Origin of the sequence: Paraburkholderia sp. DHOC27 (genome assembly GCF_003429005.1) — a bacterium.
Taxonomy (GTDB): Bacteria; Pseudomonadota; Gammaproteobacteria; order Burkholderiales; family Burkholderiaceae; genus Paraburkholderia.
On record NZ_QVQV01000001.1, the window covers coordinates 1,791,135 to 1,812,089 of the forward strand.

The following is a 20,955-nucleotide window of genomic DNA, read 5'->3' on the forward strand; positions in this document are numbered from 1 at the left end:
CATCAAAGCGTCAGACCGTGCAGCTTGCGCACGCCATCGAGCAACCAGTCGAACAGCGATTCCTCCGAATGCGCGACAGGGGTAGGTGCACCGATCTTGTCGAGCGTCTTCTGCCGGCGCGACACGAGCTGGCACATCATGGTCGCGATCTCTGGATTGCGTTTGAGGATCGGCGTCAGGTCGTCTTTTTTCAGGCGATAGATCACCACATCCGTGAGCGCGCTCACCTTGACGCGCGCGGGCAAGCCGGCCAGCAGTCCGGCCTCGCCGATGGATTCGCCTGGACCCAGCCGGCCGATTTCGACGGGGCCGCTGGCTTCCTGCGCAACCGCGGAGAGCACGCCCGAATCCACGATGCTCAGGCTGTCGGACACGACTTCGGGCATGACCAGCACTTCACCGGCCTCGAACCCGTGGCGGGTGAGATGCGGCGCAAGTTGCGCGAGTTCGTCAGGCGACAGGCCCGCGAACAGATCGACGCGCCGCAAGATCCGGACGCGGGCGTCATCGGCGGCAGCTACCGGGTTGTCCTGCGCGGCGGACAGCGTGCCGAGCGGCCGCAGCCGCACGCCCGCCGCTTCGAGATGGCGGTAGCTGAGATCGTACAGTTCGTTGGTCACCGCCAGCTTCTTGCCGATGTCGTCCACGTAGGCGGTGGCTTCGTACTGGAGCGACTGGGTGCCCGCGGATTTCACGAGCGCGTAGGGCGCGGGGTCGGGCAGCACCGCGCGGACACCCTTGAGGGCCCGGTTCAACGCCTCGAGCACGACGCCGGGACGCGCCTCGGGCGAGACCTCCAGCGTGATGCTCACGCCGTGCAGTGCGGTGGGCCGGCTGCTGTTGGTGATTTTGGCTTTGGCCGCCACCGCGTTCGGCACGATCACAATGTTGCCTTGCCCCGAGAGCAGGATCGTGGCCCGCCAGTTCATTTCCAGCACTTTGCCGTCGGTGCCGTCGATGGACACCGAATCGCCAACCTGATAAGGCTCGGTCGTATTGATGACGATGCCCGCAAACACGTCGCTCAGGGTGCTTTGAATCGCAAGGCCGAGCACGATGGCGAGCGCGCCCGAGGTGGCGACGAGTCCGCGCACCGGCAGCTCCAGCACGAAACCGAGTGAGGCGACAATCGCCGCCAGAAACGCCAGCGCGCCGAACACATCTTCGAAGAGCCGCTGACGACGCCACGTCTTCGGCAGCAACAGCGTGTCGAGCACCATGCTGAGCAGCCGCGCACCTGTCAGCCACCAGATGATTTCGAGCACCTGTCCGAGCGTGTGCAGCGTGCGTGAATCGGCGTAGGGCGCCTGCGAAAACGGGCTCAGCCCCGACGCGAACAGCACGACACTGAGTGCCGCATACAGGCACAGCCGCAACAACAGGCGCACCGATTCGTTGCGGGGCATGGTGCGGGACCAGACTACCGCGTCGATTGCGACAATCGCAAAGCCGTAAATGAGAGGGTTATTCACGCGGGCCTGTGAGCGGGTTGGACATGGCGTGGAACGCCAGCGGAGTGTCACACAACGGTGCGGCCCGGTCTTGCGGGATGACACGCTTTTTCTGCAAATTCGGCGCGTGTCGGACGGCAGCGGTGTACTACGCCGCCATGAACGAGGAGGGCTTTGACCGTTCGTTTCCTTGTGAAATTTACCATGCTGTGGTGCAAGACACCCGGAAATTTCTATCGGAAAGTAGCGTGCATATCGAGCGCTTGCCCGGATCGTGATGCGCGGCTTCGGGCGGAGCCCACTGCGCATCGCAGTGCATCGTATTGACGACGATCCCCTGAACCACGAAAAGGAACCCTGCCATGTCGAGAATCGCCACGCCCGAAACCATCGAAGCCGCCCCGGAAGCCTCGCAGCCCATCTTGCGGAAGGTCAGGCAGCAGCTAGGGGTATTGCCGAACATGTTCCGCATGGTCAGTAACAGCCCGGCTGCCCTCGAAGGATATCTGGGCCTCGCGTCCGCGCTCGCCAAAGGTGCGTTGCCGTCCGCCACACGTCAACGGATTGCCATTGCCATCGCCCAGTTCGACGGTTGCGATTACTGCATGTCGGCGCACACCTTTTTGGGCAAGAACGTCGACAAGCTGAGCGACACCGAGCTGGAAGCGAATCGCGGTGGTCATTCCACTGACCCGAAGGCCGATGCAGCCGTGCAGTTCGCCCGCAAGGTGGCGGAGCAGCGCGGCGCGGTGAGTGACGCCGACCTGAACGCGGTCAGGGCAGCCGGCTATGACGATGGGCAGATTGTCGAGATCGTGCAGAACGTCGCGCTGAATATCCTCACGAACTATCTCAACGTGGTCGCACAGACCGTGATCGACTTTCCGGTGGTGCACACGCGGGCGGTTGCGTGATGAACAGTGGCGAGCGCTGAGCACCGCGCATGGCAACGTTGTGCTGTGTCGATTCAAAGAGGGGAAGCAGATGAACCGTAGGCAAATGATGCAGTCGACTCTGCTTGCCTCGCTCGCCATGACGAGCGGCGCAGCGTTTTCCGATGCCGACGCGGCCGGCGGCGCCGACCCGGCCTCCGGCGCGGGCGTGGATGCAGCGGTAGGCTTTCGTGAAGAAACGGACAGTCTCGGCGCTGTCAGCGTACCCGCCGACAAACTGTGGGGCGCACAAACCCAACGCTCGTTGCAGCACTTCAGCATTGGCCCCGACCTGATGCCGCGCGAGATGATCACCACTTACGCGATCCTGAAGAAAGCCGCGGCCAACGTCAACCTCGATGAAAAGCGTCTGGGCGAACTCCAGCATCGTCTCATCGTTCAGGTATGCGATGAAATTCTGGCTGGCCAGCATCACGACATGTTTCCGCTGCACGTCTGGATGACGGGCAGCGGTACGCAGTTCAACATGAACGTGAACGAGGTCATCTCCAACCGTTGTTGCCAGATTGCGGGCACGCCATTGGGCAGCAAGACGCCGGTGCATCCGAATGATCACGTGAACATGTCGCAATCGTCGAACGACTCGTTTCCCACCGCGATGTACATGGCCGCGGCGATCAACGTGAAGCAGCGCCTGATCCCAGCAGTCACGGCATTAAGGGATTCGATCGGCGCGAAGTCGCGCGACTGGATGGACATCGTGAAGATCGGCCGCACGCACATGCAGGACGCCACGCCGATCACGCTCGGCCAGGAGTGGTCCGGCTACGAAGGCATGCTGACCGACAATCTGGAGCGGCTCGACGACGCGCTCAAAGGCGTCTATCGGCTCGCGCTGGGCGGCACCGCAGTGGGCACGGGCCTGAATACGACACCGGATTTCGCGCGGGCGTCGGCTGCCGAGATTGCCCGGCTGACTAACCTGCCGTTCGTCACGGCGCCGAACAAGTTCACGGTGCAGGGCGCGCATGATGCCCTCATCCATCTGTCGGGAACCATGCGCACGCTGGCGGTCTCGCTCTACAAGATTGCCAACGACATCCGCCTGATGTCGTGCGGACCACGCGCGGGCTTTGCAGAACTGATCATCCCGGCCAACGAACCCGGTTCTTCGATCATGCCCGGCAAGGTCAATCCGACCCAGGCGGAAGCGCTCGCAATGGTCGCGGCGCAGGTGATCGGCGACGACGTCGCTACCGGCATAGGCGGGGCGAGCGGCTACCTGGAAATGAATGTGTACAAGCCGTTGATCATCTTCGATGTCACGCACGCCATTGCGATCATGAGCGATTCCTGCACGAATTTCCGTATTTTCCTCGTGGAAGGCACCAAGCCGAATCTCAAGAAGATCAAGCAGGACGTCGACAACTCGCTGATGCTGGTGACCGCGCTGTCCCCGGTGATCGGCTACGACAAGTCGTCGAAGATCGCGCATTACGCCTACGACAACGATCTCACGCTGAAACAGGCCGCGTTGAAACTCGGTTACGTGGATGAGGCGGAGTTCGACAAGATCGTCGATCCGAAGAAGATGGTGAGACCTTACGTGGCGCATCAGTGAGCCAACCGCAGCGCAAACACGACAGTGGCCCAACCGCTTGCCGCTGAAACTCCTGCCGCAGAATTCCAGTGCTTCGGCGGGGGCTTCGCACTTGCAGCGAAGCCCCCGTGTCATTCGAGGTATCAGGTTTGCAGGAAGGCGAGCAGATCGGTGTTGACCTTGTCCGATTCCGTCGTGCACATGCCGTGCGGTGCACCGGGGTAGATTTTCAAGGTCGCATTCTTGATGATCTTCGCCGACATTTTCCCGGCAACGTCCACCGGCACGAGTTGATCGTCGTCACCATGCAGGATCAGCGTGGGGACGTCGATCTTCTTCAGATCCTCGGTGTAGTCCACTTCGAATTGCTTGACGGTTTGATATTGGCCGAGGATCGATCCCGCCATGCCCTCGCGCCAGAATTCGTCAATGGTGCCTTGCTCGACCTTGGCATTGGGCCGGTTGAAACCGTAAAAGGCCATCGCGAGGTTCCTGTAGAACACCGAACGGTTGCCCGTCAGGTTGTTGCGAATGCCGTCGAACGCAGACTCGGGTAAGCCTTCAGGATTACTATCCGTTTTCATCATGAGCGGCACGACCGCGCTAATAAGAACCGCTTTGGAGACGCGCGACGTGCCGTGCCGGCCAATGTAGCGTGCCACTTCGCCACCGCCCATTGAATGACCCACCAGCATCGCGTCCTTCAGATCGAGCGCGTTCATCACGGTGGCGAGATCGTCGGCGAACGTGTCCACGTCGTTACCCGAGGAGGACTGCCCAGAGCGTCCGCTGCCGCGCCGGTCGTGAGCGACCACGCGGTAGCCCTTCTGCACGAGGAAGAGCATCTGCGCATCCCACGCGTCGGCATCGAGCGGCCAGCCGTGTGAGAGCACCACGACCTTGCCGCTACCCCAGTCCTTGAAGTAGATACGTGTGCCATCTTTGGCAGTCGCGTAGTCTGCGCTGCGCTCGCCATGCGCGGAATGCGACGCGGCATGCGCGGTGCCACTCGATGCGGCCATTGCAACGGCGGGCGCCGTGAATGCCGCGACTGCTGCGCCGGCACCCGCAGCCAGTACATGTCGACGATTCGGTGAAAGACTTCCATTCAGATTAGCCACGTTTTTCCTCTGGTCTTCAGGCGCTGAGGCACGGGACGCGTGACGATGCTGTGGATGATGCCTGGCCGCCTGCCAGAACAACCCGGAGAGCACGTTGTCGATTCGCATCCCGTACTTCGGCATGGTGATGGGAACGTCTCAAGCGGGTTTCATCCTAGCGCGGACGACTATTTGATTCTTTCGCCAACGCACGAAATCTGGTGGATATTGCCTCGCGTCGAGCGGTATTTGTGGTAATACTCGTCAATCTCTTCGCATACCGTGCCGCTGCCATGTCCGATCTGCGCAACCTGACGTTCGATCATCTTCTGAACTACATCGCTGTGGTTGAAACGGGCTCATTCACACGGGCCGCTGAACGGCGCGGCATTGGCAAGACCACGGTGAGCGACAGCATCCAGCGGCTCGAACTCGAACTGGGCGCGACCCTTCTCGTCAGAACGACGCGGCGGATCAACGTGACGGAAGCGGGGGCATCGTTCTTCGAAACATGCCGCGAGATCGTGCGTCTGGCCGAGGAGGCGATGTCGGTGGTCAGTCCTTCACAGGATGACCTGCGTGGCACCTTGCGGGTGGCGTCATCGGTCGAATACAGCGCCATCGTGCTGGCGCCGGTGCTGGCCCGCATGCGCAGCGCGCATCCGGGTCTGCGCATCGACATGGTGTCCGCCGACCGTCTGATCGATCTCATCGCGGAAGGGGTGGACGTGGCGATCCGGCTGGGCGAACTGACCGACTCGAGTCATCGCGCGGTGCGGATAGGCGAGTATTCGAAGTGGCTGGTGGCGAGCCCCGGGTTCGTTGCGCGCCAGCCGTTGCCGGACGACATCAGCGAAGCGGCGAAACTCGGCTTCGTCGGACTTTCGGTGCTGGCGCAACCATCGCGCTTCACGCTGCATCACGCGGACGGCGCGTCGCAGGACATCGAATTCGTCGCCGGCCTGCTTGCCGATACCGTCTACGGATGCCGCGCGGCCATCGCGGAAGGTGTCGGTATCGGTGTATTGCCGGACTTTTCGGTGCGCGCGGACGTGGCCGCGGGCCGCCTGGTACGCGTCTACGCGGACTGGTCGACCGCGCCGGTCATCATCCACGCGTTGCTGCCGCCTGGCAGACATACCGCGCCCAAAGTCCGGGCGTTGATCGATATGCTGAAGGCGCGCCGCGACGAAGATGTCGTGTGAGGATGGTGCGCCGCTCGCGCGAAACGCTAGGCGTGTTGGTCAGACAGATGACCGTGGCGCAGCAAGATCGTGGTCGGGGTGTCCGCGAACGGCGCATGCCTTGCACCGGGATGCAAACGCAACCACGTGCCGGCTGGATAACGGTTCTCCGCGTCGCGTAGCTCTCCGCTCAGCACGAAAATCTCCTCACCGCGTGGATGCGTGTGATCGCCCGTGTGCGCACCGGGTTGCCACGCGACCAGACTGACGTGCTGCGCTCCACCCGCCAGCGGCACCACATGCATGCGCGGATTGACACCCGCACGCCACACGCGCTCACTCGCACGTCGTACCAGCGAGTCGCCACGCGAATTGGTGGCTTCGCGATACAGCAGGAGCCGGGCGCCGTTTTCGCCCGCGTTGATCACGCTCGCATCGCTGCGGATCAGAAAATCGTCGGCCTCGAGCGTCTGGCCATTGATCTCGACGTGACCCTGCAAGACATAGAGATCGTGCCGATGCCCCGCCTCTAACGTGTAGCTTGCTGACGCCGCGAGGTCGACGATGCCGACCCACTGCGCTTCCGTGGGGTCGGTCAGATGCATGACGGCGCTGCTTGCCAGCGGCGCCGCGTCGAGGTTGGTCCACGTGCGTTCAATCAGATTGCTTCGCATGATTTGCTCCGTTGCCAGGCTGCTGCGCTGGTCGTGCGACCCGCTTTGCATTAGGACTGATTGTGCGCAATGGCCTGACGCGCGGGAAGCCGGCAGGGTGGCGAAACAGAATCCGTCACCGGCGGACAATCCGGCTTCAGGTCCGGCTTCAGGTCCGGCACGAAGGGGGAAAGGCGCGGAAAGTGTTGCCCGTCAGGCCCGGCCCGGATTGTCCGGAAATCCCGGTTTCTGTGTCGATCCCATGCTCGTTTATCGCCGTGCCGCATTCACCCACACTCCGGCTAACGGATTTCATTCGAAATCCACGACCGGGAGCCTTTGATGGATACCTCTGCTTCACTGAGCATGCGTGGTACGACGAACTCGTTTCGAGCCAGCGTGGCGGTCACGTTCACGATCCTGGTATGGGCAGCGGCGTTTCCCTTCATCCGTATCGGCCTGCAAGGCCTTTCACCGATGCAACTGGCGGCTGCGCGCTTCGCAACAGCGGCGCTGCTCGTGGTGGGCTGGTTGCTTTACCGGCGGCCGAAGCGTCCCTCGCTGCGTGACGCGATGCTCTTCGTACTGTCGGGCTTTCTCGGCATTGCGAGCTACAACGCGCTGTTGAACACGGCGGAGCTGAGCGTGGCACCGGGTGCCGCCGCATTTATCATGAGTACGTCCCCCATCTTTACGGCGATTCTCGCCACCGTCTTTCTGCGCGAACGGCTCAATCTATGGGGCTGGGGCGGCTCGCTGTTCAGCTTCGCGGGCATCGGCCTGATTGCGTGCGGGCAACCCGGCGGTCTCGTGCCCGGCAGCGGCGCCACGCTGATCCTGCTGGCGGCGCTCGCGTCGGCGGCGTATTTCGTCCTGCAACGTCGCCTGATTCCCGTCTACGGGCCGCTCGCCAGTACGGCGTATACGCTGCTCGCAGGGGCCGTGCTGCTGTCACCGTGGCTGCCCGGAGCGGTGGGTGCGCTGGCGGCGCCCGCTGCCTCGGCGAGCACCATGTGGGCCGTGATCGCGCTCGGCGTATTTCCCGCTGCGCTCGGTTACGCCACATGGACGGTGGCACTGGGCCACTTTGGCGCGGCCCGTGCAGTCAACTTCCTGTATCTCGTGCCTGCGGTCGCGACGGCTTTATCAATGTATCTGACCGGAGAGCACGCCGCCGTGACGACCCTTGCCGGCGGACTCATGGCCATTGGCGGGGTTGCTTTCGTCACCTGGCGCGGACGTGGCTAACGGAAACCGAGCGGCGCGTGGCGAGACGCCATCTCGCCGTTGCCGCGCGGTTGCCTCGCAGTGACCTGCTACGCGTCCCTCAGCACGAACACGGCAAACGCCGGCGCGTCACTCACCCAATGCCTGGCGACCGTCCAGCCCGCAGCGTTGGCCATCTCACCGAACGAAGCCACGGTGAACTTGTGGGAGTTCTCCGTGTGGATGGACTCGCCCTGTTCAAAGCCGAAGCTGCGGCCACCCACACGCACGATCTGGTTCACCTTGCTCACCAGATGCATTTCGATGCGATTCAAGGCGGCGTTCCAGCGCGCGGCGTGTTCGAACGTGTCGAGATCGAATTCACCGCCGGCTTCGCGGTTGATCCGCACGAGGAGATTTTTATTGAAGCGGGCCGTGACACCCAGCGCATCGTCATAGGCCGCGAGCAACGTGTCGGTATCCTTGACGATATCCACGCCCACGATCATGTGCGAACCGCTCCCCAGCCAGTTCCGCGCCGCACGCAACAGCGCAACGCCTTCGCCGTAGGTGAAATTGCCGATCGTCGAACCGGGGAAGAAGCCGGTTCGCGGCGCACCCGACAACGGCAACGGGCTCGCCAGCGGTTGCGTGAAGTCCCCGGCAAGCGGCAACACCCGCAGCGCCGGATAGGCACTTTTCAGTCTCGCGACCGCCTGTTCCAGCGCTGTCGTACTGATATCCACGGGGACGTACGCGTCAATCTGCGTGCACCGGTCGAGGATGATGCGCGTCTTTTCGCTGGCGCCGCTGCCAAACTCGACGAGCGTCGCGTTCGCGCCGATGTATGCATCGAGTTCGCCGACGATTTCCCCGAGCAAGGCGGTTTCGGCGCGCGTCGGATAGTACTCGGGCGTTGCGCAGATTTCCTCGAAAATGGCCGAGCCATTGGCATCGTAGAAGTACTTCGGCGACAGTGCCTTGGGCGTCGACGCAAGTCCGGCCTGCACGTGCCGTGCGAATTCCGCGGAATCGTCGTCGGTCGCGCCTTGCGGCGTGACGTCACGCGCGAGCCTCACGCCCGACTCCATCCAGCGTTGCTCGGGCTTGAAGAAGTTGCGATAGCCGGCCCGGCTGTGTCCCGGCGAAGTGATATTGGCGCCGCCACGCAGCACCATCTGGCCAATCATGAACTTGCCGTTGTATTCGCCAATCGCGTCGGCGGTGGCGCGAAAGCCCGGGTAACCCAGATACGCGCTCTGCGTCCACTGCCATGCCACGTCGTCCACCTGTTCGAGGTTGCCGGCGCGCGCGGCGACTTCCCACTCGGCTTCGGTTGGCAGGCGTGCGCCTGCCCAGTGCGCGTAGGCCGCCGCCTCGTAGTAGCTCACGTGCGTGACCGGACGCTCGGGGTCGAGCGGTTGCAGACCGCGCAGGGTCATCTCCTGCCAGCCGGGCCGTGGAGCATGCGGCGAACCTGGCTGCGAACCTGGCCGTGAATCCGCTTGCAAAGCCGCTTGCAAAGCCGCTTGCAAAGCCGCTTGCAAGTCGGCGCGCTGCCAGTACAAAGGCGCATCCCAGCGCTGTGCCTTCACCAACGCCCAGCCGTCGGACAGCCACAGTTCCGCGCGACGATATCCGCCGTCCTCCATGAACGCAAGCCATTCGCCGTTCGTCACGAGCCGGTCGGCGATCTGGAATTCGCCCACCCATTCGGGATGGACGGGGCGCTCGTTGTCGAACGCGAACGGCGCGGCGTCGGTGCCGATCCTGAACAGGCCGCCCACGTGCCGCACGTAGGCGGCGCGTCTGCCGGCGGCGGGCAGTGCCCAGGCGGGATCATAGGCAGGCTTGACCGGCGACTGCGAAAACAGGTGCAAGGCGTCCATCAGGAGCAACTCCTGGTGCTGCTCTTCATGGGCGATGCCAAGGCGCAGCAATGCCTCAAGTTCGACGGAGAAATGCTGTTCGAGCAGCACCTGCATGTGATGATCGACGTAGTCCCGATAGGCTTCGACGGCGTCGCTCGAAGGCCGGGTCAGCAAGCCCCGTTGCGGGCGCGGGTGACGCTCGCCCAGCGCTTCATAGTACGAGTTGAAGAGATACCCGTACGACGCGTCGAACACCGTGTAGCGCGGCGCATGAGGAACCAGCAGGAACGTTTCGAAGAACCACGTGGTATGCGCGAGGTGCCATTTGGTCGGGCTGGCGTCGGGCATCGACTGCACTACCCGGTCCTCGCTCGACAACGGCGCGGCGAGCCGCATCGAGCGTGACCGTACGGCTTTGAACTGCTTGTAAAGCTCGATGCCCGTCCCGGCAATCAGCCGGTCCGCCTGGGTTTCACAGCGGTGTTCGGGTAATGGCGTTCTGGCGGCAAGTGACATGATGGGCGTTCTGCGTAAATTTGTAAGGCTGAAGAGCGGGGCTGAAGAGCGGGGCTGAAGAGCACGACCGAAGCAATGGCAGACCCGGGCACCTCCGCCTGCATGCGGAGGATGGCCCGGGTCGCTAAACTTCGGATTACTGAGCGGATCGCCGCGTCGTGCAGACGCGGGCGGAACAGCGCTTAAAGCTTCGATCCGCCGTCCACGCTCAACGTCGTTCCGGTAATCCAGCGCGCGTCATGCGAGGCAAGAAACGCAATCGTGTCGCCGATATCGTCGGGCACGGCGAGACGTTTGAGTGCCTGCATGCCGAGGGTGATGTCGCGACCCGCGTCGGTTTTCGTGAAGTTCGACATATCGGTCTGAACGACGCCGGGCGCCACCGCGTTCACGCGAATGCCGCGCTCGCCGAGTGCGGTCGCGAAGTGCTTGACCAGGGTGTCGATCGCGCCCTTGGTTGCCGCATACGCCGACAGCGCGCCCACCGATGCCCGCGCGGCCAGCGAGGAAAGCAGGATCACGCTGCTGTCCTGTCCCAGTACCGGCAGCAGTTGCTGCACGAGGAAGAAGGGCGCACGCACGTTCACGGCGAACTGGTTGTCGAAGTCCTCGATGGTCGTTTCCTCGATGCTGACCGCCCGCGAGATGCCGGCATTGGCCACCAGCACGTCGAGACGATCACCGACGATGGCGCGCACTTTCTTCGCCAGTTCGTGCGGACCGTCAGCGGCCTGCAGATTGGCCGAGACCTTTTCTGCCACGCCGCCTGCCGCACGGATCGTCGCAACGACGTCGTCCGCTTCCGCTGCCGACGAGCTGTAATGAACGATGACTTTGGCGCCGGCTTTGGCGAGCGCCAGCGCACTGGCACGACCGATACCGCGGGATGCACCTGTGACGAGTGCGTACTTTCCTTGCAGCGAACTCATGATGTTTAGCTCCACGTTTTGAAGGCCAGGCTGGGGACGGCTGATGCGGCTGACGCAGCTTCCGCCTGTTCCGCTTGCTGCACCGATGAGCTGTAATCTAAACGCGGGTTGCCGCGCCGGATAAGACTTTGTAGGCCTGGTGTCATGCCTCGCAGGCATGCCTGCGGGGCCCATGAGGGGCAAATGAGCAGCACATGAGCGGCACATGAGCGATAAAAGATTGGCACGGCGCGGCTGGCGTGACGAAGGCACGAAAGCTGTTATGAAGGGTAAGGGCTCTTCGCGGGGAGAGGGTCTGATGCGTCCTGAGAAAGCCTGCTTTTAGCTGCGGTGCAGGCGGAGCATTCGTTCGACACAGCGCCAGCAGCAGACCGAATCGAATGACTTTTATTGCCTCTTCTAACTGACGTGCGGCTCTGCTAAGTTACAGGTATGCACAACCATTCCGAGCAATCTCACGCGCCATCGGGCGTCGCGGCGCTGCCGTCCCTGGCGTGGGGTAGTCACGTCGGTCAGCTTTACGGCTCGGCCGGGGATTTGCGCGACCTGCTGGTGCCTTACTTCAAGGCCGGCCTCGAAAACAACGAGCGCTGTCTATGGGTCACCGACGCGCCGTTCGGCATGGACGATGCGCGTTCGGCTCTGCGGACGGTGGTGCCGGATCTGGATGCCCGCGAGCGGCAAGGTCAGATCGAGATTCGCGATACGCGTGCGTTTTACGACCGGGATCGCCCGCTCGACCCCGAGGCACTCGTCGCAGGACTCGTGCAGCTCGAGCGCGACGCACTGGCGTCCGGCTACCGGGGTTTGCGCACCAACGGCAATTGCGCGTGGGTGGAGCGAGCCAACTGGGACAGCTTCCTGACGTATGAAGCGAGCGTGCAGGAAGCGGTGCGCGGCCGGCGTCTGATCTGCATGTGCAGTTACCAGCACGACATCATCGAAGCCGGACAGGTAAAGGAAGTGCTGGACCGCCATCAGTTTGTGCTGCGCAGTCCTCATGAGAGGAGCCCGGCGCAAGCGCTAGAACAGGCCGCCACCACGGTGATCGAACCCATCACGCCTGATGGGCAGGCACACGTCGACGCGGTGCAGGCGATGGCGGTGCTCGGTCACGATCTGCGCAATCCGGTTGCCGCCATCAGTGCGGGCGCCGCTTTCCTGCAGCGCGTCAGTCTGGACGACCGGGCGCGCGCGGTGTCGGCGGCCATCGGCAAGAGTGCGGATCATCTGACCGCGCTCATCGATGACCTCTCGGACATGACGCGTGGCCGGTTCGGCAACGGCATCGTCCTGCGGCTGAGCCGCCACGGGCTCGTGCCCGCCTTGCGGCACGCAGTCGACGAGCTGCGTCTCGTGCACCCTGGCCGCGTGATCGAGGACAGCCTGTCGATTGAGCGGCCGGTCGAAGCCGATCCGGTCTATATGGCGCGGCTGCTGTCGAATCTGCTCAAGAACGCCCTGGTCTACGGTTCGCAAATCGATCCGGTCAAGGTCATGGTGTCCACCGAGGGCGGTGAGTTTGTGCTGTCCGTCAGCAACCGGGGGCGGCAGATTTCACCTGAGAGCCGGCAGCGGCTCTTCGCGCCGTTCACGCGCGGCGCGGTTGCGGCGGATCAGCAGGGGCTGGGACTCGGACTGTACATCGTCGCGGAAATTGCGCGCGCCCACGGCGGCACGATCAAAGTATCGTCCACGCAAGACGAAACGCGCTTCAGCTTTCGCATGCCGATCCTGTAGACGGCGGCACGGGCTCAGCCGCCGGACGGCGCCTGCTCGTCACCGTTTAGTGTGTCGCCCCGTGGTGTGCCGTCCTTTCGTGTGGCGTCCTGGGGTATGCCGTCCTCTGGCGCGTCACCCTTGAGCGCGTCGACCAGCTCCATCAGCGCGACCGGCTTCACGAAGTGCCGCTCGAAGCCTGCCGCGAGCGAGCGCTTGAGATCCTCCACCTGGCCGTAGCCGCTTAGCGCAAAGAGACGCATTGCAGCGTGTTGCGGTTGGGCGCGCAGGGCGAGCGCCAGCTCGTAGCCATCCATGCCCGGCAAGCCGATGTCCAGCACGGCGAGATCGGGGCGGAACTGCGCGGCGAGATCCAGCGCCTGGAGCGGATCGAAGGCCGTCGCCACGTCGAAGCCCACGTCGGTCAGAAAGGCTTCCATGGAAAGCAGCCCATCCATGTTGTCGTCGACCAGCAGCACGCGGGTGCCCGAGCGATCCGCGGAGATTTCCGGAAGCTGGATGCGCGGCGCGAACGCATTGGCGATCTCGTTGCCGGTTGCGAGCGGCAAGGTGACGGTGAAGGTCGCGCCCTTGCCGGGGCCTTCGCTCGCGGCATGCACGGAACCGCCGTGCAGTTCGACCAGATTCTTGACGAGCGCGAGACCGATACCCAGGCCGCCCTTCGAACGGTCGATGGTGGTGCGCCCCTGCTCGAAAATCCTGAACAGCTTGGGCATCAGCTCGGGGCTGATGCCGGCCCCATCGTCGCTGATCGACACGGTGACATGGCTGCCGGTGGTGCGGGCGTTGACGCGGATTTCTCCGCCCACGTCGGTATATTTGGCGGCGTTGTTCAGGAGGTTGCTGAACGCCTGGGTCAGGCGCGTCAGGTCGCCGTGAATCTGGGCGCCGTCGTCGGAGAGCACCACCAGCAGCCGCTGATGACGCTGTTCCACGAGCGGACTCGCGGCTTCCACCGCGCGGGTAATCACGGAGCCGATACGCAGGCTTTCCCGTTGCAGTTCGATCTTGCCGCGCGTGATGCGGCTGACATCCAGCAGGTCTTCGACGAGCCGCGACAGGTGCGCAACCTGCCGCTCCAGGATCTCGTGGTACTTGTCGGCCAGGTTGCCGTTTTCGCGGCGGATCAGGCCGAGCGCGGTGACGATGGGCGCGAGCGGGTTGCGCAGCTCGTGGCCGAGCATGGCGAGAAACTCGTCTTTCGAACGGTTCGCCTCTTCGCGTTCGTGCGCCGCGCGGGCGGCCAGAATGCCGGTGGCGGCCTGCGAAGTGGCCGCGCGCAGAAAGGCAATCTGGTTGACCTTCGGAAAGGTTGGGGAGAGCGAGCCGAACCAGATGCTGCCCTGGCCGGAGCTGAATCCCACGCTGAGCCGGATCATCCTGATCTGCCCGAGCGGGGTGTCGCACAGGTTGACGCGGGTGCCGATAGGCAGCCGGTTCCATTCGCCGATGGCGTCCTGCCAGCCGCGCAACGCCTCCGCGCCGGCCAGCTCGCCGCGCACGCGCAACTGCACGTGCGGAGGCGTTTCCGGCAGCAAGGGCACGGCCACGTAGCAGACGTCCAGCGGCACGATCCGCTCGATAGCCTGGGTGGTCAGCGCCACGATCGCGCTGCCGTCGCGACCCGGCCAGAGCGCCGGTAATGCAAGCAGCCCCATCAGGTCTCGCAGAGCGCTCTCTGGGCTCTCGTCCTGGTACTGATCGATGCTCATCTGATCCGTTTGTTCATGTCTTCAGCATCGCTGCGTCATAGGGGCATCACCGGGGGCACTCCCCCGTTAGCTGGCTGCCCGTGCCTTGCGTGACTTCAGCTCCTGCAGCATTTCCGACGGTGGGATAAAGAAAGGGTTTTCCTGCACGACCCCGTTGATGAGCGTGAGCGGATGGGTGCGCAGGACGTCCATGAGCAGGGCGCCGGAGAGCTTGGCCATGTCGTAGACACACACGGCCGGTTGCCGGTTGCGCTCGATGATCTCGTTGACCTCCGCTTCGTACTCGATCAGCTCGGGCGCGGTGGAGACGTCGCTGAACGCCCAGTCCATGTTGCCCATGATGCGCAGCCGGGTAAACCCCGCATCGCGGCCGGAGCCGGTCAGGCGGTCGACCATGCGCAGCATCTGCTCCTTGTTGAAGCGGCCCTCATCGTCCAGATAAGCTTCCGGCCAGGTGGTGACTTCCAGTTGACCGCACGCTTCGCAGTGGGGCGTGTCGATACCCGCGGCCTGCAGTCTTGCGCGGTGGTCGTCGGCGAGCGCGGGATCGACGATGTGGAAATTCTTTTCCCCGCTTTCCACCGCCTGGCGGTAGTAGGGCGTCAACGCCTCGTACTCCTGATCGCGGCTGTCGAAGAACGCGCAGACATGGTAGGCGTCCATCAGGGTGCCGGCGATTGCAATGCGATTGTCCATAAGGCTTCCCTGGGTGACAGCAAGTGGGGGTGCGCGCCTCATTGCCATGAGTGCGTGACAGTGAGCGCGACGAGTGCCATGAATGCGGCACAGGTCCCCGCATTTTATTCGCTTAGTGCTCGCCGCGCCCGCAATTCCGTCGACGGGCGTTTGTTTTCGACGACAGGGGGGCTGAAATGGCTGTTTCCTGGCGCTAAATGACGGGGGGCGGCGTGACTGGCGGTGCTTGCGCCGCTGGCGTGGCTAGAGCCGTTCGTTCAGCCCTGACGCTTCAATTGCCCACGCTCGCGAGAGCCTTGTCGAAGGCAGGCAACAGGTCGGGGTAGTTCGACGGCAAGCGGTCCTCGCTTTTGAGGGTCTGCAAGATCGATTTGCCACGCCCGAGAATCGCTTTTTGACTCTCGGGTTCACGGGAGAGGCGACCTACCACGAGGCAGGTTTCTGCAAGCGTGATCTGCGCCATGGTGTTGTTGGGATCGCGCTTTGCCGCATCGTCGATGAGGCTCAAAGCCTCATTGGCATGCTGCGCCGCCTCCGCGTGATCACCCTGTGAATCTTGCGCGACGGCCAGCGTAACGAGGGCGTTCGCCAGTTCCATCTGCACGAACGCATTGGTTGCGTCTTGCTGGTTCAGTCGCTCGAGAATGGTTCGCGCCTTTTGCAATTGCGTGATTGCTCCCGCGCGATCGCCCTGAGATTCCAGAATCTCTCCCAGTTGCAAACTCGACTCGGCAATGGCCTTTTGCACCAGAAGATCACTGGGATCGCGATCAGCCTCCTGCGTGAGAATAGCCAGTGCTTGCCGGGTCTCACTGGCGGCCACGGGTAGATCGTGCTCGACAAATGACTGATTGCCCGCGAAGTAGTGACAAAGCACTAGCGAAGCTTGCCAGTCGCTATCCGTCGGATCGCGCTTGACCAGGTCCTCGAAGATACTGGTGGCCCGCTTCGCCTCCGCCACCGCACCTTCGCGATCGCCGCTCATGGCGAGCGCATCGGCCATTCCAAGGTGGATGGTGCCCAGCCTGCCCTGGTAACTGGTGTTGGCGGGATCGTTGGCGCTGAGCTTTTCCAGACCGCTCTGGGCTTTTCTGTATTCGGCGAGTGCATTGGCGCTGTCGCCTTTCATCATAAATACGGCGGCGACGTCGCTTTGCGCGGCGGCGATGCTTTGGGGCCAGTCGGTGTTATTCGGATCCTGTTTCATCAGCGATTCGGCGACATTCACGGCCTGTTGATCGATGGCAAGCGCGCCGTCCAGATCGCCCTGCATGATCAGCACCTCGCCAATGCCATTGCGGGCCGCAATCCGGATCACATCGGCATTGTGGTGTCCCACGGAAAGGCCTGGCGTTTCTTCATTTTCGGCCTGCTGGCGACTCGCGACCTTTTCAGCGCCAGTCATCGCCAGGCGGAATTCAGCCAGGGCGTTCGACAGGTCGTTACGGTCGGACATGATGTCGCCCAGCTGTAGATGGTTGGCGGCGATGTCGAGTTCAAGATCCGGATTGTTGGGGTTGCGCTGCAACAGCGTGTCCGCAATCTGGATGCCCTTCTGGTATTCCACGAGTGCCACCGCGAGATTGCCCTGTTTCTTCTGGACGTTGCCGATGTTGCTATAGGTGGCCGCGAGGTCCCGCTGCACCTGCAGGTCATCCGGCGAGGAGGACGCGAGCGGCTCAAGAATGTGCAGCGCCTGCTGAAATTCGCCCAGTGCGCCCGCCAGATTGCTTTGCGTCATCAGCAGTTCGCCGATTCTGTTGTGGCTGAGCGCAAGATCGCGCTGCCACTCGACGCTGTCCTTGCCGTGGTCGAGGTTATCGCGAGCGAGTTGCGCGACGCGAAGATAGGCCTGCCGTGCGTCATCGGGGTCCCCTAGAAGGGACTGCAGATCGCCGATCAGGATCTGGGTCGGCACGTCGTCGGGCTCATAGCGTGCCGCGCGTTGATACGCGGCCAGCGCGGCACGGGTGTCGTGGAGGAAAGCCAACGCACCCTGTTGACGGGCGAGTTCTGCGGCGCGCCTGTTACCGTCGTCGGCGGATTGCGCGGCGGCTTGTTCCTGCTCGCGCAGCAATGCTTCGGACGGTGCCGTATTGCCCGACGCCAGGGCGCGCTCGGCCTCTTTGGCCTTGAGTCCCGCATTCGCCTGATGGGCGAGGCGACTCACATTTTCAAACGCTGCCTTGCGATAGGGACTCTGTTCGCGCGTCGCACGCAGCTCCTTGCCCAGGTGCTGTATTTCGCGCTCGATGGCCGCCAGTTCCTTGTCGACCGCTGGGTCCTTGTTGTTGATGTTGACGACGTTGTTCGGCGCGTTGAAGGCGATCGCAATCCCCCCTTGCGGAGCGGTGGCCGACTGGTTAACGATTGCGGACCCAGCAGGCGCTTTCAACGACTCTGCAAAGCCGCTGTGCACCGGACAGAAGAGGGCGAGGCACAGCCACAATTCAATGCGTAACCTGGTGTCCATTTTCAATCTGCACGTTGTTACCCGGCGCATTGATCGTGAAAGCGGTGCCGTTGTTGCCTGCGGAAGCGTTCTGCAGGACGACGGGCGCCGTCTCTGGCGCTTTGGCCTCAGCGACAGGCGGCGCTTTGGGTGCCGCTTCCTCTGGCTTGTGGATCACGCCGATCGTCACGAGCACGCCGATTGCCGCGACGATTGCCGCGCCGACGAAGCGAAGGGTTTTCTGGTTGTCTGCCCGCTTCAGCCAGGCCCACATGCCGGCTTCCGTCTGCCCGGTTTGCTCTGTGTGCCCTGTTTGCTGCCCGGTCCGTGGCGGCCCGCGCCGACCTCGATTCGCCATTGCTGCCTCCATACGACGAATGCTGAAGACAATCCCATACAGGTAAGACGTTCAAGAGGAACGGCGATAGAAAAACAAAATGGCCTGGCGTGACAAAAAGCGCTGTTTCTGATGTTTTTTCAGCGTCGCCCAGCTCATCTGGCGTGACCTGGTGCGCTGCGATTCTTTTTGCGCCAGATGGCCTTGATCCGCTTCGCGATGACTTTTTTCACGCCGTGCACAGCGTGCGCCGCGTAAGCCGTCAGCAACGCGCACTCCATAAACCGCCCACGCGCGCTGAGGAAAAGTGTGTGCGTGTCATGCACCGTTTGATGAGTCGCCCAGCGTGCCTTGTAGGCGGAGAACAGCGGGCGGAAATCAAACTCGCGGCCGTTTTCGTGCGACCACTTCACGCAGAATTCCTGTAGCAGCGTGCCCGGCGAACATTCGCTGAATGCCTCATCGTAGGTCAGGACGAATCCCTCGAAGACGCGCGGACTCACCAGATTCACCGATGCGGCAACGGGCTTGCCGTCGAGCTTCACATACGTGACGAGCGGTGTGGTCGCGAGATCGATGCGCCGCGCCAGCGCGATGAAAAAATCCCGCACCTTGTCGTTCAGTAAATACTTCGTTGTCACGCCGCGCGAGATCGCCCATTGCCGCTTCGTCGCGAACAGCCAGTTCAGTACCGCTTCGGCGTCATCAGCACTCTTGCACCAGCCGAATTCCGCCTGACCCTTCGCGTTGAGCCGCCTGAGATGGCCGCGCAGTTCCGCGCGCAGCGACTTCGACAAGGTCGCGGCAAAATCGTCCCAACGCTCGAATTCGCGCAGACGTATGGCGTAACCCGGCAGATGATGCAAGCGCTGCGGAACGAAGGGCAGCATCCACGAGTGTCTGCATGACGCGAGCGCTTCCTGCAACGCGCTATCGGTTCTCACGAAACGAATCTCGAGAACGTCCGCGCGCAAACCCGTCACGGCCTGAAGTATCGCGCCCATCACCGCACTGCCTGCCAGCGCATGCACGAGCGGTGCGCCGTATTCTTCGTCGCTGCCGCAACCCAGCGGCCGGGCGATCCGCAGCAGACCGCGGCGCGCGATCGCGACCGGCCACAAGGCGCGCAACTCACGGCGCTCGTGCACCATCGCCACCGCGACCTGCGCCCCTCTGGCGAGCGCGAGTTCGACCGCCAGCTCGCAGTACGGATAGGCCAGACTGAACGAGGCGTCACGCACGGCGGCCGCGAAATTGTCCCATTCGTGACGTAGTGCCCGGAACGCGGCCAGGTCTTCGATGACCCTGACTTCGTGGTGAAGCGCCACCGAATCCGGAGCGTGTCCGGTGGCCGCAAGCGAGCCGCTCAACATCACGGCTTGTGAGTCCAATGCAGAAGTCAGCGGGTCCGGCGCCATGATCTCTCCCTTGCTCTTTGGCCCTTGCTGGCACTTGCTGTTTTGCGAATCAGCTTGCCATTTTGCTAACTGGATTCCAAGTCGAGCGGCGCGAGAGCACTGATGCTGGTCGGATAAGGGCGAATGGCAATGAACGGCCGCAGCGCGAATGGCGCTTCTTTCCGCGAGTTTTCCAGGCGATTGAGGTGGCCGGAAAGTATTGCCTGTCGTAAAACGACCGGCCTATGGCGGCTGCTTAACGCCGTGCGGCGCGAGCATGCCGGGAGGTTATAAGGTATCCAGAACGTTCTGCTCAACGCCCGACGATGTCACTGCGAAACAGCTTTAAGCAAACACTCCTGAACGCCCTGGCGCGATTGCCCGATGGCGTGCAGCGCGCCATGTTCGCGCCTCAAGTGCGTCGCATCTGTATCCGCTTGCCGCTGTTGCGCGCGGTGTATTCGGGCTGTCTGCGCCGTCATCCGATCGACCTGCAATACGGCACGGATACCAGCGGACTGGTGGACGAACTGGGCATTCAACCCGACGGGTGCAGGGTCGATCAGCTCAATCCGTATATGGGTTCGCAGCCGACCATCATCCGGCGCGCGCTCGATACCCTGGGCGATATCCGCGGCTATACCTTCGTCGACATTGGCTGCGGCAAGGGCCGGCCGCTGATCGTCGCGTCCGAGTATCCGTTCGCGGAGGTGCGCGGCTATGACATCAGCCCGGATCTCGTGGCGACCGCGAACGCGAACGCTGCGGCGATTGCACGGCGTTTTCCCGCGCGTCCACCCATTCGCGCCGTCATCGCCGATGCGGAAAACCTCGCGTTACCGGCCGGCAAAATCGTCCTGTTCATGTTCAATCCGTTCGGCGACGAGCTGATGGCGACGCTGCTGCGCAATCTGGAAGCGGGCCTCGCAAGCGGTGAAATCGAGCATCTTTTCATCGTCTACGACATTCCGGTGTGCGGCGCTCTGTTCGACGCTTCGACCGCGCTACGACGCTGGTTTGCCACGACGTTTCCGTACGATCCGGATGAACTGGGTTTTGGACCCGAGGTGGCCGACAGTGTCGTCATCTGGCAAAGCGTGCGCGGCGCGCGGCCCGATGCGTTTGCGGCCCGCAATGGGCGCATTACGACCAAGGATCGCTTTACTGCCGTGATTGAATAGCGTTTGAATCGAGCTGTGGCGCGCCGCCGTCGTCATT

The 20,955-nt window shown here is 63.0% G+C and carries 16 protein-coding genes and 1 pseudogene; 6 read left to right on the forward strand and 11 right to left on the reverse strand.

Annotation, left to right across the window (positions count from 1 at the left end):
• Positions 1-2: 2 nt before the first annotated feature.
• Positions 3-1,472: a mechanosensitive ion channel family protein gene (locus D0B32_RS07840; RefSeq protein WP_117333283.1), complete on the reverse strand. Its 1,470-nt coding sequence runs from the start codon at positions 1,470-1,472 to the stop codon at positions 3-5.
• Positions 1,473-1,813: 341 nt separating this feature from the next.
• Here D0B32_RS07840 and D0B32_RS07845 point away from each other — a divergent pair, with 341 nt between their 5' ends.
• Complete coding sequence (locus tag D0B32_RS07845) at positions 1,814-2,365, forward strand: carboxymuconolactone decarboxylase family protein (protein ID WP_117333284.1); 552 nt, start codon at positions 1,814-1,816, stop codon at positions 2,363-2,365.
• Between the two features lie 70 nt (positions 2,366-2,435).
• The gene (locus D0B32_RS07850; protein WP_181969738.1) at positions 2,436-3,965 is read left to right on the forward strand and encodes a lyase family protein; all 1,530 of its coding nucleotides are present in this window, start codon (positions 2,436-2,438) and stop codon (positions 3,963-3,965) included.
• A 122-nt stretch (positions 3,966-4,087) separates the two neighbouring features.
• On the opposite strand, the gene D0B32_RS07855 is transcribed toward D0B32_RS07850, so the two are convergent.
• Positions 4,088-4,966 (reverse strand): alpha/beta hydrolase, encoded by an 879-nt coding sequence (locus tag D0B32_RS07855; protein WP_310591184.1) that lies wholly within the window; start codon positions 4,964-4,966, stop codon positions 4,088-4,090.
• A gap of 371 nt (positions 4,967-5,337) precedes the next feature.
• Between D0B32_RS07855 and D0B32_RS07860 the strand changes: the two genes are divergently transcribed.
• The gene (locus D0B32_RS07860; protein WP_117333514.1) at positions 5,338-6,249 is read left to right on the forward strand and encodes a LysR family transcriptional regulator; all 912 of its coding nucleotides are present in this window, start codon (positions 5,338-5,340) and stop codon (positions 6,247-6,249) included.
• A gap of 26 nt (positions 6,250-6,275) precedes the next feature.
• On the opposite strand, the gene D0B32_RS07865 is transcribed toward D0B32_RS07860, so the two are convergent.
• Complete coding sequence (locus tag D0B32_RS07865; RefSeq protein ID WP_117333285.1) at positions 6,276-6,902, reverse strand: cupin domain-containing protein; 627 nt, start codon at positions 6,900-6,902, stop codon at positions 6,276-6,278.
• A gap of 321 nt (positions 6,903-7,223) precedes the next feature.
• Between D0B32_RS07865 and D0B32_RS07870 the strand changes: the two genes are divergently transcribed.
• Positions 7,224-8,129 (forward strand): DMT family transporter, encoded by a 906-nt coding sequence (locus D0B32_RS07870; protein WP_117333286.1) that lies wholly within the window; start codon positions 7,224-7,226, stop codon positions 8,127-8,129.
• Positions 8,130-8,197: 68 nt separating this feature from the next.
• Here D0B32_RS07870 and egtD read toward each other — a convergent pair whose 3' ends face one another.
• The 3 genes and pseudogenes from egtD to D0B32_RS07880 all read right to left on the reverse strand — a co-directional run bounded on the left by egtD (position 8,198) and on the right by D0B32_RS07880 (position 11,403).
• Positions 8,198-9,166: an L-histidine N(alpha)-methyltransferase gene (gene egtD / locus D0B32_RS33095; protein WP_310591185.1), complete on the reverse strand. Its 969-nt coding sequence runs from the start codon at positions 9,164-9,166 to the stop codon at positions 8,198-8,200.
• Positions 9,146-10,474 (reverse strand): annotated as a pseudogene (locus D0B32_RS33100) (ergothioneine biosynthesis protein EgtB); the annotation flags it as partial. The gene egtD and the pseudogene D0B32_RS33100, both read right to left, overlap by 21 nt.
• Before the next feature lie 182 nt (positions 10,475-10,656).
• Positions 10,657-11,403 (reverse strand): SDR family NAD(P)-dependent oxidoreductase, encoded by a 747-nt coding sequence (locus D0B32_RS07880; RefSeq protein ID WP_117333288.1) that lies wholly within the window; start codon positions 11,401-11,403, stop codon positions 10,657-10,659.
• A gap of 432 nt (positions 11,404-11,835) precedes the next feature.
• Between D0B32_RS07880 and D0B32_RS07885 the strand changes: the two genes are divergently transcribed.
• On the forward strand, positions 11,836-13,143 hold the full coding sequence (locus D0B32_RS07885) for an MEDS domain-containing protein (RefSeq protein ID WP_117333289.1): 1,308 nt from the start codon (positions 11,836-11,838) through the stop codon (positions 13,141-13,143).
• A gap of 14 nt (positions 13,144-13,157) precedes the next feature.
• Here the strand turns inward: D0B32_RS07885 and D0B32_RS07890 are convergent, their stop codons facing one another.
• The 5 genes from D0B32_RS07890 to D0B32_RS07910 all read right to left on the reverse strand — a co-directional run bounded on the left by D0B32_RS07890 (position 13,158) and on the right by D0B32_RS07910 (position 19,758).
• Complete coding sequence (locus D0B32_RS07890; protein ID WP_117333290.1) at positions 13,158-14,855, reverse strand: ATP-binding protein; 1,698 nt, start codon at positions 14,853-14,855, stop codon at positions 13,158-13,160.
• A gap of 66 nt (positions 14,856-14,921) precedes the next feature.
• The gene (locus tag D0B32_RS07895; RefSeq protein WP_117333291.1) at positions 14,922-15,551 is read right to left on the reverse strand and encodes an MEDS domain-containing protein; all 630 of its coding nucleotides are present in this window, start codon (positions 15,549-15,551) and stop codon (positions 14,922-14,924) included.
• 271 nt (positions 15,552-15,822) lie between these two features.
• The gene (locus D0B32_RS07900) at positions 15,823-17,946 is read right to left on the reverse strand and encodes a tetratricopeptide repeat protein (RefSeq protein ID WP_181969739.1); all 2,124 of its coding nucleotides are present in this window, start codon (positions 17,944-17,946) and stop codon (positions 15,823-15,825) included.
• Between the two features lie 55 nt (positions 17,947-18,001).
• The gene (locus D0B32_RS07905; RefSeq protein WP_117333293.1) at positions 18,002-18,277 is read right to left on the reverse strand and encodes a hypothetical protein; all 276 of its coding nucleotides are present in this window, start codon (positions 18,275-18,277) and stop codon (positions 18,002-18,004) included.
• A gap of 218 nt (positions 18,278-18,495) precedes the next feature.
• Positions 18,496-19,758, reverse strand: a complete 1,263-nt coding sequence (locus tag D0B32_RS07910) for a GNAT family N-acetyltransferase (protein WP_117333294.1) — start codon at positions 19,756-19,758, stop codon at positions 18,496-18,498.
• Between the two features lie 380 nt (positions 19,759-20,138).
• On the opposite strand from D0B32_RS07910, the gene D0B32_RS07915 reads away from it, so the two are divergent.
• The gene (locus D0B32_RS07915; RefSeq protein ID WP_181969740.1) at positions 20,139-20,918 is read left to right on the forward strand and encodes a class I SAM-dependent methyltransferase; all 780 of its coding nucleotides are present in this window, start codon (positions 20,139-20,141) and stop codon (positions 20,916-20,918) included.
• The last annotated feature ends 37 nt before the right edge of the window (positions 20,919-20,955 follow it).